The sequence below is a fragment of the Phyllobacterium sp. OV277 genome, from assembly GCF_900104355.1.
Lineage (GTDB): Bacteria > Pseudomonadota > Alphaproteobacteria > Rhizobiales > Rhizobiaceae > Phyllobacterium.
Genome location: NZ_FNIY01000010.1, coordinates 73195 through 87218 on the forward strand (window position 1 = coordinate 73195; position 14024 = coordinate 87218).

Consider the following 14024-nt stretch of genomic DNA (forward strand, 5'->3'; position numbering starts at 1 on the left):
AAGCGGTCGCGTCCATTCGTCTGATTTTAATTGCGTGACGCGATGCAGGCAAAGGAACGGCGCTTCAACTCGGAACAGGCGGCACTTGCAGCCTGCGCATCGCTGAAGCCGCCGAACCGGACACGATAAAGCTGCGCACCGCGCTTTGACGCCGGTTCAATATAGCCCTTGGCACCCGGCAGGATCGCCTGGACGAGTTTATCGGCCCTGCCAAGCAGCCGGTTGGCGTCGGCACGGGTATCCACCGCGCCAATCTGGATATTCCACTGGGCCGAGGACTTCAAAGGTTCCAGCCCGCCATCACCCTGCTCAATCTTCGATTCATCAATCAGTTCGGCAATACCGGGTTTATGCTGTACAACTGATCTGTCTGCGGTGCGCGGAACCGGGATTGCCGACGCACCAACCTGATTTGTTCCAGCGACGGCATTGCTAGCGACAAGATCGCGGCTCCGCTTCGAGCCATCGCTTGCCATCGGCATGTACTGATCCAGAAGCTGCGCCATCCGGTCATCGCGCGAACGGCCGGTTTTACCGCCAAGAACAACGCCGACAATGTGCCGGTTATTATCCGTGAATGACGACACCAGATTGAAACCCGCCGCATCCGTATAGCCGGTTTTGATACCGTCAACCCCGGCATAGCGGTACATCAGATTATTGTGGCCATTGATCTGCTTGCCGCGAAAAACAAAGGATCGCTGGGAGAAAAGACCATATTCTTTCGGGAAATCCCGCATCACAGCCACGCCCAGCGTCGCCATGTCCCGCGCCGTTGTCGACTGACCTTTCTCGGTTAGCCCCGATGCATTGCGGAAAACCGTGTTCCTGAGGCCAAGCTGGCGCCCGCGCATGGTCATTTGCTGGGCAAAGCGCGCTTCCGTCCCGCCAAGGTGCTCGCCCATGGCAGACGCCGCGTCATTGGCGGAAAGAATGATCATGCCGTTGACTGCCTCACGCACGCTCAACGTATCCCCGGCCCGCATCCAGAGCTTTGCCGGAACTTTGCGCGCGGCATTCGCCGATACGGCAATCCTGTCATCCCAATGTAGCCTGCCCTTTTTGATCGCCTCGAATGTCAGGTAAAGCGTCATCATCTTTGCCAGCGAGGCAGGCCCATGCGGCGTGTTTGCATTGCCCTCGCCCAGCACTTTTCCGGTCGAAACATCAAGAACAAACCAGGGCTGTTCGGCAGCCTGCGCAATCACCGGAAGTCCAACAGCCAGACAGGCGATGCCCGCAACCAGAACTCTCAAACGGCACAACAGGCTTTGGAAAGCGAGACCAAGCGGCATTGCGGAATCTCCGGTTCGAAAAGACGGATGAAGGGTGCAGACCAGCTGACCGGGCACGCGCTCAGACTACGGAAACTGAGGTTGATAAGGTGTAAATATTTATGGTGAACAATGCAATTGTTCACCGCTTTTATGGGCTGCAAGCATGCCCGCAGTTTCTGTCAAATTCCTCCCGCAACCGCAGATACGTTCATTGAACTGTCACCAGCCTGAAACGCTGGCGTCACAGACCAAGCCTATGAAGGCGCAACGCCAGATCGTTCGAGCGGCTTGGCTTCGCACAGCTATGCACATAACCGACGTCCGATTTTCAGATGCCCCGTATTTGATTTTTCGAAAGAGATATCCCGTGAAGATCATCCAGATTACCGACACACACCTCAGCCCCGGCAAGGAACACTTCAATCCGAATTGGGCGCCGTTGGCGCAATGGGTGGCAGACCAGAAACCGGATCTGATTATCCATACGGGAGACCTTTCCATCGATGGCGCCGACATCGAGGACGACCTTGCCTTTTCCGTCAAGTTGCTCAACGAGCTTACCGCTCCGGTCCTGAGCCTGCCCGGCAATCACGATATCGGCCACATGCCCGCAAGCCCCCAACCTGTTAATGCGACGCGGATCGACCGTTGGCGCGAAATGGTCGGACCCGACCGCTGGTTCCATGATGTGGATGGCTGGCGGCTGGTGGGCCTCAACAGCCTCATTCTGGGCAATGATAGTCTGGAGGAAGCAGAGCAATTTGACTGGCTTGAGGATGTGCTCGCCGAAGCAGCGGACCGCCGCATTGCCGTCTTCGCGCACAAGCCGCTTTTTGTCGATACTGCCGATGAAGGCGAGACCGGCTATTGGAGCGTCCGCCCTGCCCCGCGCAAGAAGCTTCTGGCGCTTTTTGCAGAATATGATGTGGCTCTGCATGCCAGCGGACATCTGCATTGTGCATGGCAAGGCGCACACAATGGCACCAGCCTTGTGTGGGCACCGGCTTCTTCCTTCACCGTCGGGGATATGGTGCCGGATATGCCCGGCAAGCGCATTCTCGGTGCAGCGGTCCATACGCTGACCGATACGGTTAAGACCGAGATTGTCGAAATTGATACCTTGTCCCGCTTTGTCCTCGATGACGTTATCGAAGAGGTCTATCCGCGCGCGCCGAAAGCACCGGAGAGTGCCGCATGAGCGCGTTTGCCCTGAGAAATATCTCCAAATCCTATGGCTCCAACAGCATTCTTGACGATGTCAGCATCGAAGCCGAGGAGGGTGAATTCATCGCACTGGTCGGGCCATCAGGCTGCGGCAAGAGCACCTTGCTGCGCATTGCTGCCGGTCTTGATCACGGCGATACCGGCAGTATCTGGATGGGGAACCGCGAGATCACGGCGGAACATCCGGCTGATCGCAACGTGTCAATGGTTTTCCAGTCCTACGCTCTCTACCCGCATTTGACCGCCGAACAGAACATTGCGGTGCCGCTGGCCATGCGCAAGCTTTCCACCCTGCAACGAATGCCGTTTCTTGGTCGCTTCATGGCGGGCCGCGCCGCAACGCAAGCCGCCATCAAACAGCAGGTATTGACCACGGCAACCAGCCTCAAGATTGATCATCTGCTTGATCGGAAACCCGGACAGATGTCCGGCGGGCAGCGGCAGCGTGTGGCGCTGGCACGGGCGCTTGTGCGCCAGCCCGGCGTCTTTCTGATGGATGAACCACTTTCCAATCTCGACGCCAATCTGCGGGTGCATACGCGCGCCGAGATTGTCGATCTGCACAGGCGCACCGGCGTTCCCACCATTTACGTTACCCATGACCAGTCCGAAGCGCTGAGCATGGCTGACCGCGTCGCGGTCATGATGGGCGGCAAGGTGCTGCAGTTTGCTTCGCCTGCGCAAATTTATGACGATCCACGCCATATTGAAGTGGCAAAATTCGTTGGCAGTCCGCGTATCAACATCATCAACGCCGTTACATCTGAAAATGGCAGGGTATTTTTCGCTGGTAAGTCCATGATCGAAGGCGTTACGGGCCCGGTGGGAACTGCGGTTCGGCTTGGGATCAGGCCGGAGCGCATCAGGCTCAAACCTGAGGGCGCAGACGGTATCGCCGCCACTGTCTCACGGCTGGAGTTCCTTGGCTCGGAAGTGCTGGTCACAACGGATGTCGCGGGCACTGAGGATGGTATCGTCGTCAAAGCCGCACCTGCCGATGTCGCGCATCTTGCTGCCGGGTCGCCGGTTATGCTGCAGGTTGACAAGGATGCCTGTCTTGTCTTCGGCGATGATGGCTTGCGTGTTCCGCTGCGCAATCCGGTGAGGGTTGCCGTCGATGCGTGAAATAGCTGTAGACGCCAACCTTTCCCACCCCACAGCAAGACAAGCCGCCATCCGTGCTGCAAAACGCGAGGAGCGTGTGGCATGGCAACTGGCGGCTCCAGCGATCATTCTCATTATCGCCCTGATATTGCTGCCGACACTTGCTGTCTTTGTTTTCAGCCTGACAAATTACGAGCTGGGCTATGATGATTTCCAATTTATCGGGCTCGACAATTACATCGAGCTTTTCAGTGACCGGACGTTTCTGATTTCGCTCCAGAACACCGCTGTCTATACGGCCATTGTCACACCCTTTTCCGTGTTCATCGGCCTTGGGGTGGCCCTGCTGATCGAGGGTGAAACACGCGGGCGGGCCTTTTTCCGTACGGTCTATTTCCTCCCCGTCGCTTCCCTGCTGGTCGCCATGGCCACCGTGTTTCAATATCTGCTGCATCCGACCATCGGCCCTGTTAATGCCATGCTGTCAATGCTCGGTATTGCCGGTCCAAACTGGCTTGGCAGCAGCAGCACGGTGCTTATCAGTCTGGCGATTATCGGTATCTGGCAGTCCGTCGGGTTCAACATGGTGCTGTTTCTGGCGGGCCTCACGGCAATCCCGCGTGAGCTTTATGCGGCATCGGAAGTTGATGGCGCCAAGAGCAGCTGGGAGCGCTTTCGCCTCGTCACATGGCCCATGCTCGGCCCGACCACCCTGTTCGTCACAACAATCAGTGTGATCAATGCGGTGAAGGTGTTCGAGACCGTCAAGACCTTGACCGAAGGCGGCCCCAACAAGGCCTCGGAAGTCCTCCTCTGGACTATTTATCAGGAGGGATTTGTCTATCTGCGTGTCGGCTATGCCTCCGCCATGACCGTGATCTTCCTCGCCTTCCTCATCGTCCTGATGCTCATCCAGTATCGCGTTCTCGACAAGAAGGTGCATTACACATGAGAAGCACCGCACTCCTCTCCATGCGCAATTTGCGCCTTGGCATCCTGTCGGCGGGAGCACTGGTCTTCCTTGCCCCCTATATCTGGATGATCTCCACCGCCGCAAAATCCCGCGAAGAGATATTCTCCTCAACGCTGACATTGCTCCCGCAACACTGGGCGCTGTGGGAAAATCTCGCCAAAGCCTTCACCCGGGTTCCGATGGGGCTGCTTCTGTGGAATGGACTGGTCGTTTGCGGCCTGATCTTCTTCTTTCAGGTGGTCATCGCCATTCCCTGCGCCTACGCCATGGCAAAGCTGCGGTTTCGCGCGGCGCAAACCATGATGACCCTCGTCATGCTCGGGCTGCTCATCCCCATTCACGCAACCGCCCTGCCTATTTACGTTGCCTTGAACAAGGTCGGGATGCTGAACAGCTATTTTGCCCTGTCGGCGCCGTTCTTCATCTCCGTCTTCGGCATCTTCCTGTTCCTGCAATTCTTCCGCGCCATGCCGAATGATCTGATCGCCGCTGCCCGTCTTGATGGCATGTCGGAACTCGCCATCGTCAACAGGGTGATTGTTCCCAATGCATGGCCCGCAGTCACAGCCTTTTCGATCTTCTCGGTGGTTGCGCACTGGAACGATCTGTTCTGGCCACTCATCGTCATCACCGGCACCGAACGGGCAACCCCGCCTCTCGGTCTGCTGTTCTTCCGCGCGGCGGAAGCGGGCGACGATTACGGGGCCCTGATGGCCGCAACCCTCATCATCACCCTGCCGCTCGTCGCAGCATTCCTGCTGGCACAGCGGCGTTTCATCGAAGGCATAACCCTCACCGGCCTCAAAGGCTGACTGTTCCCAAGACCAGGAGATAATAATGAGCTTCTTTCGAAAGACGATTGCGGCAGCCGCAATCGCCACCACATTCTGTGCCCCCGCTTTGGCGGAAACGACCCTGAACGTACACTACCCAATGCCGGGTTTCTTCAAGGATGTGATGGATGTCATCTCCAAGAAGTTCATGGAAGAAAACCCTGATATCAAGATCAGCTTCGTCAGCCCTTCGGCCACCTATGAAGAGGGCATCCAGACGATCCTGCGTCAGGCCGGCACCGCTGAAATGCCTGACGTCACCTTCATCGGTCTCAACCGTCTGCGCATGATTGCCGAGCGCGGCGTCAATATCGACATGAAGCCGCTGATCGCCAAGGAGGCTGATATGGCCGCTCAGGGTTTCAGCGACAATATCCTGCGCCTCGCCCAAGTTGGCGATCAGCAGGTCGGCCTCGCCTTCGCCACCTCCAATCCGATCATGTATTACAATGCCGATCTCATCCGGCAGGCGGGCGGCAATCCGGACCAGCCACCGAAGACGTGGGACGAAGTGATTGCGCTCGGCGCCAAGGTCAAAGCGCTTGGCAATGGCAATGAAGGCATCGACTTCCGCTGGCAGGGCGATGACTGGATGTTCTCGGCGCTGCTTTTCGGTGCCGGTGGTACCATGCTTTCACCCGACGAGAAGAAGGTCGCGTTCAATGGTCCGGAAGGTATTGCCGCCTTCAATCTCGTTAGCCGTCTGGTCAAGGAAGGTGGCATGCCTGTTCTGACCAAGCAGGCGGGCGAGCAGGCTTTCGTAGCGGGCAAGGTGGGCTTTGCTTTCCAGACCACGGGTGCGCTGCGCAACACGATCAAGAATGTCGGCAGCAAGTTTGACCTGCGCACCGGACCATTGCCGCTGCTCAACCCGGAAAAGGGCCATCTGCCAACCGGTGGCAATGCTGTCGTGATCCTCACCAAGGATGCAGCCAAGCAGCAGGCCGCATGGAAGTTTGCAAAATTTGCCGCCGGACCCTTTGGCGCATCGGTTGTGGTTCCCGGCACCGGCTATGTGCCGAACAATGAACTGGCCGCGAAGTCACCTGAGTATCTTGGCGATTTCTACAAGCAGAACCCGTTGTTTCAGGCTGGTCTCAACCAGATGAACCGAATGATCCCCTGGTATGCGTTCCCCGGCACAAACGGCGTCAAGGTAACCCAGACCATCGTCGACAATCTGTCGCGCGTTGTCGAACAATCGGCCACACCGGAAGAAGCCCTGAACAGCGCGGCTGATGAAGTTCAGAAGCTCCTGCCGCGCCGCTAAGCATTGTACAATCCCCTTATCAGTTGTCCCGTCAAACCGACGGGGCAACTGATACGCATCCCACAACATGAAATGCCGTATAACGGTTTTGCAATGGTTTGAGACTATGACCTTCAAGGACAACCACCGGTTGGAGATATGTGACACAGACATATGCTCGCGCCGATCTATCAATCCTTGCTGGACCGACCATCGATGCCACCGACAGACTCCGGCTACAAAACGGAAAAGCGCATTCAGGAACGCAAGCGCACACGCCTGCGCTCGGGAAAGCTTGCGACGCTTGATGGCCAGTTTCTGACCGAATGTCATTTCCATAATATCGCCGGTGGCGGGGCACGGATCAGAACCGTTGGGCCGTGCGTGGTCCCTAACAGATTCTGGCTGTTTGATGATCAGCATCGCGGCGCACTGATGACTGAAATCGTCTGGCACAAGGACGGAGATTACGGCGTGCGCTTCATCGAAGACACAAATATAGCGCCGCTAAGCGCGGCCGTGCTCAGTGCACTTGCCGGAAAATACTATTCGCTTTGATTGATCATGGTGCCGGTGGCGTCTGGCGCGGCAGGCCCTTGGTGTTCTGGTCGCGGATTTCCTTGGCCGTTATGTAGTTGAATTGCTCGACAAGCAGGTCGCGCACCAGAGGTTCCGGGAATTTCGCGTTAACGCCGTCAATCACTGATTGCTTGACGCTGGCAAATTCAACCTTCTGCACATCTTTCACATCGGAAAAGTGGCCGTAGAACTGGCGGAAAACTTCATCATTGATAAACGGTCCAACCGGCACCGTGACAGAGGCCTTTACGCGGCTATCCAGCGTATAGCCGAGCTGCACGACGATATAGCCTTCCACCGTGCCGTCGAGAATAATCGGGACGCTGAAGACATCCGTCTTGCCGAAATCGAGCATGTCCTTGCTCTGGGATGAGATGGCCGCCGTCGCCGAATTCTGCCATACGGCAAAATACAGCGACCCCAGCGCAACGCCGCATATCCACAGACCGATCAGGACAATGCGGATCATGCGCCCTGCCCGTTCCTCATCTGCTGGACCGTATAGGTGCCATCGGCTTCCTGCGTTTCAAGCGCATCGCGGATGAGGCCGGTCAGTTCCGTCACGGCGCGCAGATGCAACTTGATGGCATCGCAATTGCGATCCAGCTTCTGCCGCAGCGCATCGAGTACAGGCTGAAGCGACTTCAATGCCGGTATCCCCGCCGTTTTTGCGGCTTTGTTCATCGCCTTGTTGAAGTCGCGCAGGCCACGGCTCTTGTGCGAATTGATCTCGGCAAGATCAATCGTCTCGCCATCAAGCAGCAATTGCGTTTCGCGCTCAACCACTTCTTCCAGACGCTTGATCGCAAAGAGAACGGGCTCAAGCGCCGGTTCGATCTGCTGGGGTTCAAGCGGAGCGTGCTCGATCACTGCGCCATGCTCTTCATTGTCGTTGACTACATCCATATTCATTTCCTCCAATCCTGGCGGCCTCAGCCCTGTCTGATATCTTCAACAGGTTTCGTCGTTTTCAATTGCTTGTGAATGAGTTGCCGTTCGATCTGGTACAAAATGACATTTGAGTCCTGTTTTTGAGTGAGACTTTGTTCGCCTGATACAGCGGGCGTTTCACTCGCTGCCTCGTTTTTCGCTTTCTTGGCGCTCTGCTGTTCCAGCATCTTCGCCACACCAATACCACCCGCATCGGCCATCTTCTTGGCCACTGCCTCTGACATCATCGATTTCCAGTAATCCCCGGCAATGCCCTGACCGAACACGGCCTGATTGTCGCCGGTGAACATCGACTCGACAAAGGATTGCAGCATGAATGATTCAAATTTCTTGTAGGCCGCATTCTGCTTGTCCGGCGCATGTGTGCTGCCGATGGAAACCGTTGGAGTACCCGCCTGTTGTATCGATGCAAAGGTCTCGCGCGAAAGCCGCGTCTGGGCTTCGACACGCGCAGCGGCGAGGCTGCGAAGTTTTTCGACCGAAGCCTGCAAGGTTGCCGGATCTGCTGCATTGGCAACATCCAGCACCAGATCGGAAGGTGGATTAATGGCCATCAGTCATTGTCCCATCGTGTTTCATGCTTTCCACCTTACCTGCCCAAACTTACGGGAGGCTTGTGCCGCCAGCGATTGTATGGATGACATATTCCTCGATTTCGTCAGCCGCAGCGATTCGCTCCATATCCTGTTCCAGCTGACGAAGCCGGTCGCGCAATATATCCAGCGTGCGTGAAACCATCAGCAGATCGCGCTTTTCAAAGGTCATCCGCTCGGACAGATCAGCCTCTTTTGCCTTGTTGGTTTCAAGCCGCTTCATAATGAGATCGGCAGGAACGATACCCCCACCATTTTCGAAGCGATCATTCTGCATCTTGAACAGAGCCGTGTTTTCCTCGTCAATCGCAACGGATTGCGCGGTCAGCCGCGAGAGCTGCATTTCATGCCGGGCCTTGGTCAGGCCCTGCAGCTTGATCATCCCCTGAAGTGATCCGCGTGAGCCTGATCTGATGGCCATGTCAAAAATTCCTGAGATAGGTGCCGGCCTCGCTGGTAAAGAACCGGAGAAGATCGGGCATAGTGAAATAGAGAAGCATCAAACCGCCCGCGAGCACGAACGGCATGGAGATGAAATAGACAGGGATTGTCGGGGTCAGCTTGTTGATCAGGCCAACGGCAATATTGACGACAACCGCAAAGACAATAAACGGTGCAGCAATGCGAATGGTGCTGAAGAAGGCTTTGGACAGTGTATCGGTCAGATTGACCATGGCTGTTGCGGGCTGGAAAACCCCATCAACCGGGATAGCCGAATAGGATGAGAGCAAGGCACGCAGCACTTCAAGATGCAGGTCCATCACGAAGAACATCAGCAGGGCCGAGAAAGTGACAATGGTGGCAATCGCCGCCTGCGGTTCTTCGGATTCGATGCCCGCCCCCGGAGCGCCGGAATAACCCGTCGCCATGGCAATAGTGTTGGCCATGAACTGCAGAGCCCAGAAATACATGCGTGCCAGAATACCGATCAGCGCGCCGACAATGGCTTCAATGACGATGATGCGCATCAGCACGAGAGGCGCGGCATTGGCCGCGGGTGTTACCTGCTTGAGCACGAGCGGCACGACCATCAGTGAACAGGCGAGAGCGAGAAAAAGCCTGACCTGCAACGGAATGCGCGGGCTGGAAATACCGGGCATAATCAGCAGGCACGCCCCGACACGGGCAAAGACCAGAAAGGCGGCGATCACCATGTCGCTGAGCGCCAGATTCTGCAGCATCGTTCAAAGCCTCACGAGATCGTTCCGAGCGAACGCACTTCGACGCCACGGGCAATCTCCACATGGGACAGCACGGAAAGCGTGGCAAACAGCCTTTCGATGATCATGCGGATATAGGGCCGCGCTTCCGGCGAAGCGACGAGCACGAAACGTTCCCCCGCATCCAGATGCTTGCGGATTGCCGTGCTGGCCTCCGTACCGAACTGTTCAAGCAGACGCGGGTCAATATCAAATTCGATGATATCACCCTTGGCATCGCGCTTGAGGCTCTGATGGAAAACCATGTCCCAGCGATTGCCAAGACGCAGGACGCTGAGCACGCCATTATCCGCAAGATCGCCGCAAATCTGCTGTGACATGCGCATACGCACATGCTCGACGATCATTTCCGAACGGCGGATATGCGGGGCAACTTCAGCAATGGCTTCAAGAATGAGATTAAGATTGCGGATGGAAACCCGTTCCGACAATAGCAGCTTGAGCACCGCCTGCAGGCCCGAATAGGAAAGATGGGCGGGGCAGATATCATCAAGCAGCTTGCGATATTCAGGGCCGAGCCTGTCCAGCAGCGCCCGCATATCCTTATAGGACAGAAGCTGCGCCAGATTGTTGCGGACAATCTCGCTGAGGTGCGTGAGCATCACCGAGAGATTGTCGACGGTCATGTAATTGTCGCGCTTAAGGTCAGCGGCAAAAGTCTCAGGCACCGAATAGGCCTTCATGCCAAAGGCGGGTTCCCTCACCTCTTCACCGGGAATTTCGGGGATCGGGCGGTCGCCGGGAATAACCATAATTTCGCCAACGCGCAGTTCCTGCGAGACAACCACCGTGCCATGAATCTTGATACGATAGACTTTTGGCGGAATGAGAAAATCATCCGTAACTTTGATCTCCGGAACGACAAAACCATATTCGGTGGCAAACTTCTTGCGCATTTTATTGACGCGGTGCGCAAGTTCCAGCTGCGAGGCCATCAGACGGGTCGACAGCTGCTTGCCCAAGCAAAGCTCAATCTGCGCGGTTTCGAGTGAAGCACGGACGGAATTGCGGTCCTCGTCCTCAGCCGCTTTCTTTTTCTGGGCATCATCGGCCAGCGCGGCCGCCGCCACGCGTGCAAGTTTACGCGGAACCGAAATGCCGATGGCAACAAGGCCAAGCGCGAGAATGAAGAATGGAAAGGCGGGCAGACCGGGCAGGACGCCGAGCACGAACAACAGCAGCGCCGCCACAAATAGCGCCTTTGGATAGGCACCGAGCTGGCCGAAAACAGCCTTGTCGGTGGAGCCGCGTGTGCCGCCTTTGGAGACCAGCAGGCCAGCCGCAAGCGATACGATCAGCGCCGGGATCTGCGTGACCAGACCGTCACCAACCGAAAGTTTGGTGAAGACGTCAGCCGCCTGACCCACTTCCATGCCGTGGCGGGTAACGCCAATGATGATACCGCCGAAAATATTGACGGCGGTGATGATAAGACCGGCAATCGCATCGCCGCGCACGAACTTTGACGCACCATCCATCGAACCGAAGAAGGCGCTTTCTTCCTCCAGCTCGCGGCGGCGGTGCTGCGCCTCCTTCTCGTCTATCAAGCCGGATGAGAGGTCGGCATCAATCGCCATCTGCTTGCCGGGAATGGCATCAAGCGTAAAGCGTGCGCCAACTTCCGCGATACGCGTCGCGCCCTTGGTGATGACGAGAAAGTTGACGATGATCAGGATGGCAAACACCACAAGACCGATGACGAAATCGCCGCCCATGACGAACTGGGAAAACCCGTGAATGACCTGTCCCGCCGCCGCATAGCCCTCATCTCCGTGAGTGAGGATGACGCGGGTCGTCGCGATGTTGAGCGACAGACGCATCATGGTGGCAATCAGCAGAACCGTGGGAAAGGCCGAGAAATCGAGCGGGCGCTGAATCCACAGCGATACCATCAGGATCAGGACTGAAAGCGCGATGGAAAATGCGAGGCCAATATCAAGCACCATGGGCGATACGGGCAGGAAGAGCACCGTCAGAATAACGACGATGCCGAGCGCCAGTCCGACATCACTGCCGGTCAGATAACCCTTGTCTCCCAGTTTTTTGACGGCGACCTGTTGCACGGCATTCTCCTATGATCGTTGGAGCATAGGGAGCGAAGCTTACGCGAAGCCAAAGCGGGGATGTTGTCCGTGCTTTGCAAAACCGGATTTGCGTGGTTCGTGGTTCGTGGTTCGACAAGCTCACCATGAGGGAGAGGGTGGATGCAAGGGAGTCAGGTTCTGCAATCTGAGTAATCTACAACGTTGGTGATTAGCCTTACATCCACCAATCTCCCTCATGGTGAGCTTGTCGAACCACGAACCATGCAACGCTGGCTCTACAACACATTGCTCCCCCGTTGCCACACCGCTTTCGCGTCTGGCCATTGAAAAAGTGGGAAAGACGGGCGGTCCATCGGGAGCGCTGAAGTCTTTGGTTGGTGTTGCGGTGTTTACGATCCCTCGGACCACCCGCCCCGGCGATTTGTGTTCCCGCTCTTCACCGGTTTCCTGGCTGTCAGGCTCAGTACCGGCATAAGAGCGGAACCTCTCCGACCTGCGAGACTACCACCCGCAAACAGAAGCGCCGGTCCTTTCCTGACTTCGAATAGTTTCCGGAAGCATTCCCGCCGGAAAGGACCCCATCAGAATAAGCGAGGTTGGAGAAACGTGGATAAGTTGGTGGTGATTTTTTTTGGGGAATGGTGGTTTGGTAAGGGTTCACAGTGGTGCTCACCCCCCTCTGTCCTGTCGGACATCTCCCCCACAAGGGGGGAGATCACATTGACATCAACGCCTTTGCACAATTTGAAACGTTTCCGATTGTGCAAAGGCAGTAGTGACAGCTGATCTCCCCCCTTGTGGGGGAGATGTCCGACAGGACAGAGGGGGGTGATACATCCACCGCAATGCGAAAGCTCAGAAACCCTTTTCGATGCGTGAATACGTCAGCAGGGTGAGCGTATTGATCTGCGAGCCGACAAAGGGTGCGGTCAGTGCAAGTACAGCGAGAATAACAATGATCTTCGGCACGAAGGTCAAAGTCACTTCCTGGATTTGCGTCAGGGCCTGAAACAGCGCGATACAGACGCCCGCCAGCATGGCGGCGCCCACCGCCGGGCCGGAAGCGACAATCACCGTCCAGATCGCCTGGTTGATGATGTCGAGTGCATCGGCCTCATTCATGATTGGCTGCTGGCGATCAACTGATGACGATGCCGGCGGTAACAGGCAATTCGGCACCGCCCTTCAGCTTGGCAATCATACCGTCACTGTAGATCTTGACCGATTCCACCACGCCGGTGACTTTGCCATCGGCGCTTGTCACAGTCCTGCCGATAATGCCGTCAGCCTGCGACAGCGAAGTGCTTGCCAGAATCTGATCCAGTTTCTTGTTCATCAATGTCGACTGTTCAACATTGGAGAACTGCGCCAGCTGCGCCACATATTGCGTGCCGTCCATCGGCTGTGTCGGGTCCTGATTCTTCATCTGCGCGACGAGCAGCTTGAGAAAGGACTGATAGTCGACACTCGGACCGCCCGTTTTGGACGTATCCGGTGTGTTGCCGGTTGGTGATCCGACGGAAGAAGTGGTGGTCATGCGATTGCCTCCGGCCTGTTTGGCTGGTCCGAATGGGTGGGATGGATGGTGTCCAGATCGCCGGACAGAATTTGTGCTTCCAGCGGATAGAGCGAACGTATGGCCTTGAGTGCCTCAAACACCCGGTCATTGCAGACGATCTCATCGATCAGCTTCAGCTCCTTCAGCATCAGCTGGTTTTCAAACGTTGCCAGCAGGTTTCCCAGCATACGCTTGAAGGTGATGTTTGCATCATGCCTGATCAGCGGATTGATCAGCATGATCTGCGCCGCATAATAGAGCTGACGCAGCGGCGTAGTCGTTTCACTTGCCTGCAGCACATGACTTTCAAGCAGGAAGGTAACGTCATTGAGAAATTCGAGGGAGACTTTTCGGTCTGCACTCAGAATAGCGCCGTTGATATAGACTTTTTCACCGGCACGCAGGGTAATTTTCATGA

16 protein-coding genes are annotated in these 14024 nt (G+C 56.4%); 6 read left to right on the plus strand and 10 right to left on the minus strand.

Going from position 1 to position 14024, the window contains the following annotated elements:
- Nucleotides 1–26 precede the first annotated feature (26 nt).
- A complete protein-coding gene (locus tag BLU05_RS22305; protein ID WP_091885040.1) occupies nt 27–1295 on the minus strand; it encodes a D-alanyl-D-alanine carboxypeptidase in 1269 nt (422 codons plus the stop codon).
- 349 nt (nt 1296–1644) lie between these two features.
- On the opposite strand from BLU05_RS22305, the gene BLU05_RS22310 reads away from it, so the two are divergent.
- The 6 genes from BLU05_RS22310 (at nt 1645) to BLU05_RS22335 (ending at nt 7218) form a co-directional block, all read left to right on the plus strand.
- On the plus strand, nt 1645–2475 hold the full coding sequence (locus tag BLU05_RS22310) for a metallophosphoesterase family protein (protein ID WP_091885266.1): 831 nt from the start codon (nt 1645–1647) through the stop codon (nt 2473–2475).
- Nucleotides 2472–3626, plus strand: a complete 1155-nt coding sequence (locus BLU05_RS22315; RefSeq protein ID WP_091885043.1) for an ABC transporter ATP-binding protein — start codon at nt 2472–2474, stop codon at nt 3624–3626. Before BLU05_RS22310 ends, BLU05_RS22315 begins: the two co-directional genes overlap by 4 nt.
- Entirely contained in the window at nt 3619–4557 is a 939-nt protein-coding gene (locus BLU05_RS22320) for a carbohydrate ABC transporter permease (RefSeq protein WP_091885045.1), read from the plus strand. Before BLU05_RS22315 ends, BLU05_RS22320 begins: the two co-directional genes overlap by 8 nt.
- The gene (locus BLU05_RS22325; RefSeq protein WP_091885048.1) at nt 4554–5390 is read left to right on the plus strand and encodes a carbohydrate ABC transporter permease; all 837 of its coding nucleotides are present in this window, start codon (nt 4554–4556) and stop codon (nt 5388–5390) included. The genes BLU05_RS22320 and BLU05_RS22325 overlap by 4 nt, the downstream gene beginning before the upstream one ends.
- Nucleotides 5391–5415: 25 nt before the next feature.
- Nucleotides 5416–6681, plus strand: coding sequence for an ABC transporter substrate-binding protein (locus BLU05_RS22330; RefSeq protein WP_091885051.1), 1266 nt, complete (start codon nt 5416–5418; stop codon nt 6679–6681).
- Between the two features lie 195 nt (nt 6682–6876).
- Nucleotides 6877–7218 (plus strand): PilZ domain-containing protein, encoded by a 342-nt coding sequence (locus BLU05_RS22335; RefSeq protein WP_091885269.1) that lies wholly within the window; start codon nt 6877–6879, stop codon nt 7216–7218.
- 4 nt (nt 7219–7222) lie between these two features.
- On the opposite strand, the gene BLU05_RS22340 is transcribed toward BLU05_RS22335, so the two are convergent.
- The 9 genes from BLU05_RS22340 to flbT form a co-directional block, all read right to left on the minus strand.
- Nucleotides 7223–7708 (minus strand): hypothetical protein, encoded by a 486-nt coding sequence (locus BLU05_RS22340; RefSeq protein WP_091885053.1) that lies wholly within the window; start codon nt 7706–7708, stop codon nt 7223–7225.
- Nucleotides 7705–8151 (minus strand): flagellar protein FlgN, encoded by a 447-nt coding sequence (locus tag BLU05_RS22345; RefSeq protein WP_348271770.1) that lies wholly within the window; start codon nt 8149–8151, stop codon nt 7705–7707. The genes BLU05_RS22340 and BLU05_RS22345 overlap by 4 nt, the downstream gene beginning before the upstream one ends.
- Nucleotides 8152–8171: 20 nt before the next feature.
- Nucleotides 8172–8744 carry a rod-binding protein gene (locus BLU05_RS22350; protein WP_091885056.1) on the minus strand — a complete coding sequence of 191 codons (573 nt, stop codon included), beginning with the start codon at nt 8742–8744 and terminating at the stop codon, nt 8172–8174.
- A gap of 49 nt (nt 8745–8793) precedes the next feature.
- Nucleotides 8794–9204 carry a hypothetical protein gene (locus tag BLU05_RS22355; RefSeq protein ID WP_091885059.1) on the minus strand — a complete coding sequence of 137 codons (411 nt, stop codon included), beginning with the start codon at nt 9202–9204 and terminating at the stop codon, nt 8794–8796.
- 1 nt (nt 9205) lies between these two features.
- The gene (gene fliR / locus BLU05_RS22360; RefSeq protein ID WP_091885061.1) at nt 9206–9964 is read right to left on the minus strand and encodes a flagellar biosynthetic protein FliR; all 759 of its coding nucleotides are present in this window, start codon (nt 9962–9964) and stop codon (nt 9206–9208) included.
- Between the two features lie 11 nt (nt 9965–9975).
- Nucleotides 9976–12066, minus strand: a complete 2091-nt coding sequence (flhA, locus tag BLU05_RS22365; protein ID WP_091885063.1) for a flagellar biosynthesis protein FlhA — start codon at nt 12064–12066, stop codon at nt 9976–9978.
- An 837-nt stretch (nt 12067–12903) separates the two neighbouring features.
- Entirely contained in the window at nt 12904–13170 is a 267-nt protein-coding gene (locus BLU05_RS22375) for a flagellar biosynthetic protein FliQ (protein WP_091885068.1), read from the minus strand.
- A gap of 16 nt (nt 13171–13186) precedes the next feature.
- On the minus strand, nt 13187–13585 hold the full coding sequence (gene flgD, locus BLU05_RS22380) for a flagellar hook assembly protein FlgD (RefSeq protein ID WP_091885070.1): 399 nt from the start codon (nt 13583–13585) through the stop codon (nt 13187–13189).
- Nucleotides 13582–14022 (minus strand): flagellar biosynthesis repressor FlbT, encoded by a 441-nt coding sequence (gene flbT / locus BLU05_RS22385; RefSeq protein WP_091885072.1) that lies wholly within the window; start codon nt 14020–14022, stop codon nt 13582–13584. The genes flgD and flbT overlap by 4 nt, the downstream gene beginning before the upstream one ends.
- Nucleotides 14023–14024 lie beyond the last annotated feature (2 nt).

What these genes read in the sequence shown, in the direction of transcription:
- BLU05_RS22305 (WP_091885040.1), bottom strand. Translation starts at nt 1,295, where the DNA reads ATGCCGCTTGGTCTCGCTTTCCAAAGCCTGTTGTGCCGTTTGAGAGTT.
- BLU05_RS22315 (WP_091885043.1), top strand. Translation starts at nt 2,472, where the DNA reads ATGAGCGCGTTTGCCCTGAGAAATATCTCCAAATCCTATGGCTCCAAC.
- BLU05_RS22320 (WP_091885045.1), top strand. Translation starts at nt 3,619, where the DNA reads ATGCGTGAAATAGCTGTAGACGCCAACCTTTCCCACCCCACAGCAAGA.
- BLU05_RS22325 (WP_091885048.1), top strand. Translation starts at nt 4,554, where the DNA reads ATGAGAAGCACCGCACTCCTCTCCATGCGCAATTTGCGCCTTGGCATC.
- BLU05_RS22330 (WP_091885051.1), top strand. Translation starts at nt 5,416, where the DNA reads ATGAGCTTCTTTCGAAAGACGATTGCGGCAGCCGCAATCGCCACCACA.
- BLU05_RS22335 (WP_091885269.1), top strand. Translation starts at nt 6,877, where the DNA reads ATGCCACCGACAGACTCCGGCTACAAAACGGAAAAGCGCATTCAGGAA.
- BLU05_RS22340 (WP_091885053.1), bottom strand. Translation starts at nt 7,708, where the DNA reads ATGATCCGCATTGTCCTGATCGGTCTGTGGATATGCGGCGTTGCGCTG.
- BLU05_RS22345 (WP_348271770.1), bottom strand. Translation starts at nt 8,151, where the DNA reads ATGAATATGGATGTAGTCAACGACAATGAAGAGCATGGCGCAGTGATC.
- BLU05_RS22350 (WP_091885056.1), bottom strand. Translation starts at nt 8,744, where the DNA reads ATGGCCATTAATCCACCTTCCGATCTGGTGCTGGATGTTGCCAATGCA.
- BLU05_RS22355 (WP_091885059.1), bottom strand. Translation starts at nt 9,204, where the DNA reads ATGGCCATCAGATCAGGCTCACGCGGATCACTTCAGGGGATGATCAAG.
- fliR (WP_091885061.1), bottom strand. Translation starts at nt 9,964, where the DNA reads ATGCTGCAGAATCTGGCGCTCAGCGACATGGTGATCGCCGCCTTTCTG.
- BLU05_RS22375 (WP_091885068.1), bottom strand. Translation starts at nt 13,170, where the DNA reads ATGAATGAGGCCGATGCACTCGACATCATCAACCAGGCGATCTGGACG.
- flgD (WP_091885070.1), bottom strand. Translation starts at nt 13,585, where the DNA reads ATGACCACCACTTCTTCCGTCGGATCACCAACCGGCAACACACCGGAT.
- flbT (WP_091885072.1), bottom strand. Translation starts at nt 14,022, where the DNA reads ATGAAAATTACCCTGCGTGCCGGTGAAAAAGTCTATATCAACGGCGCT.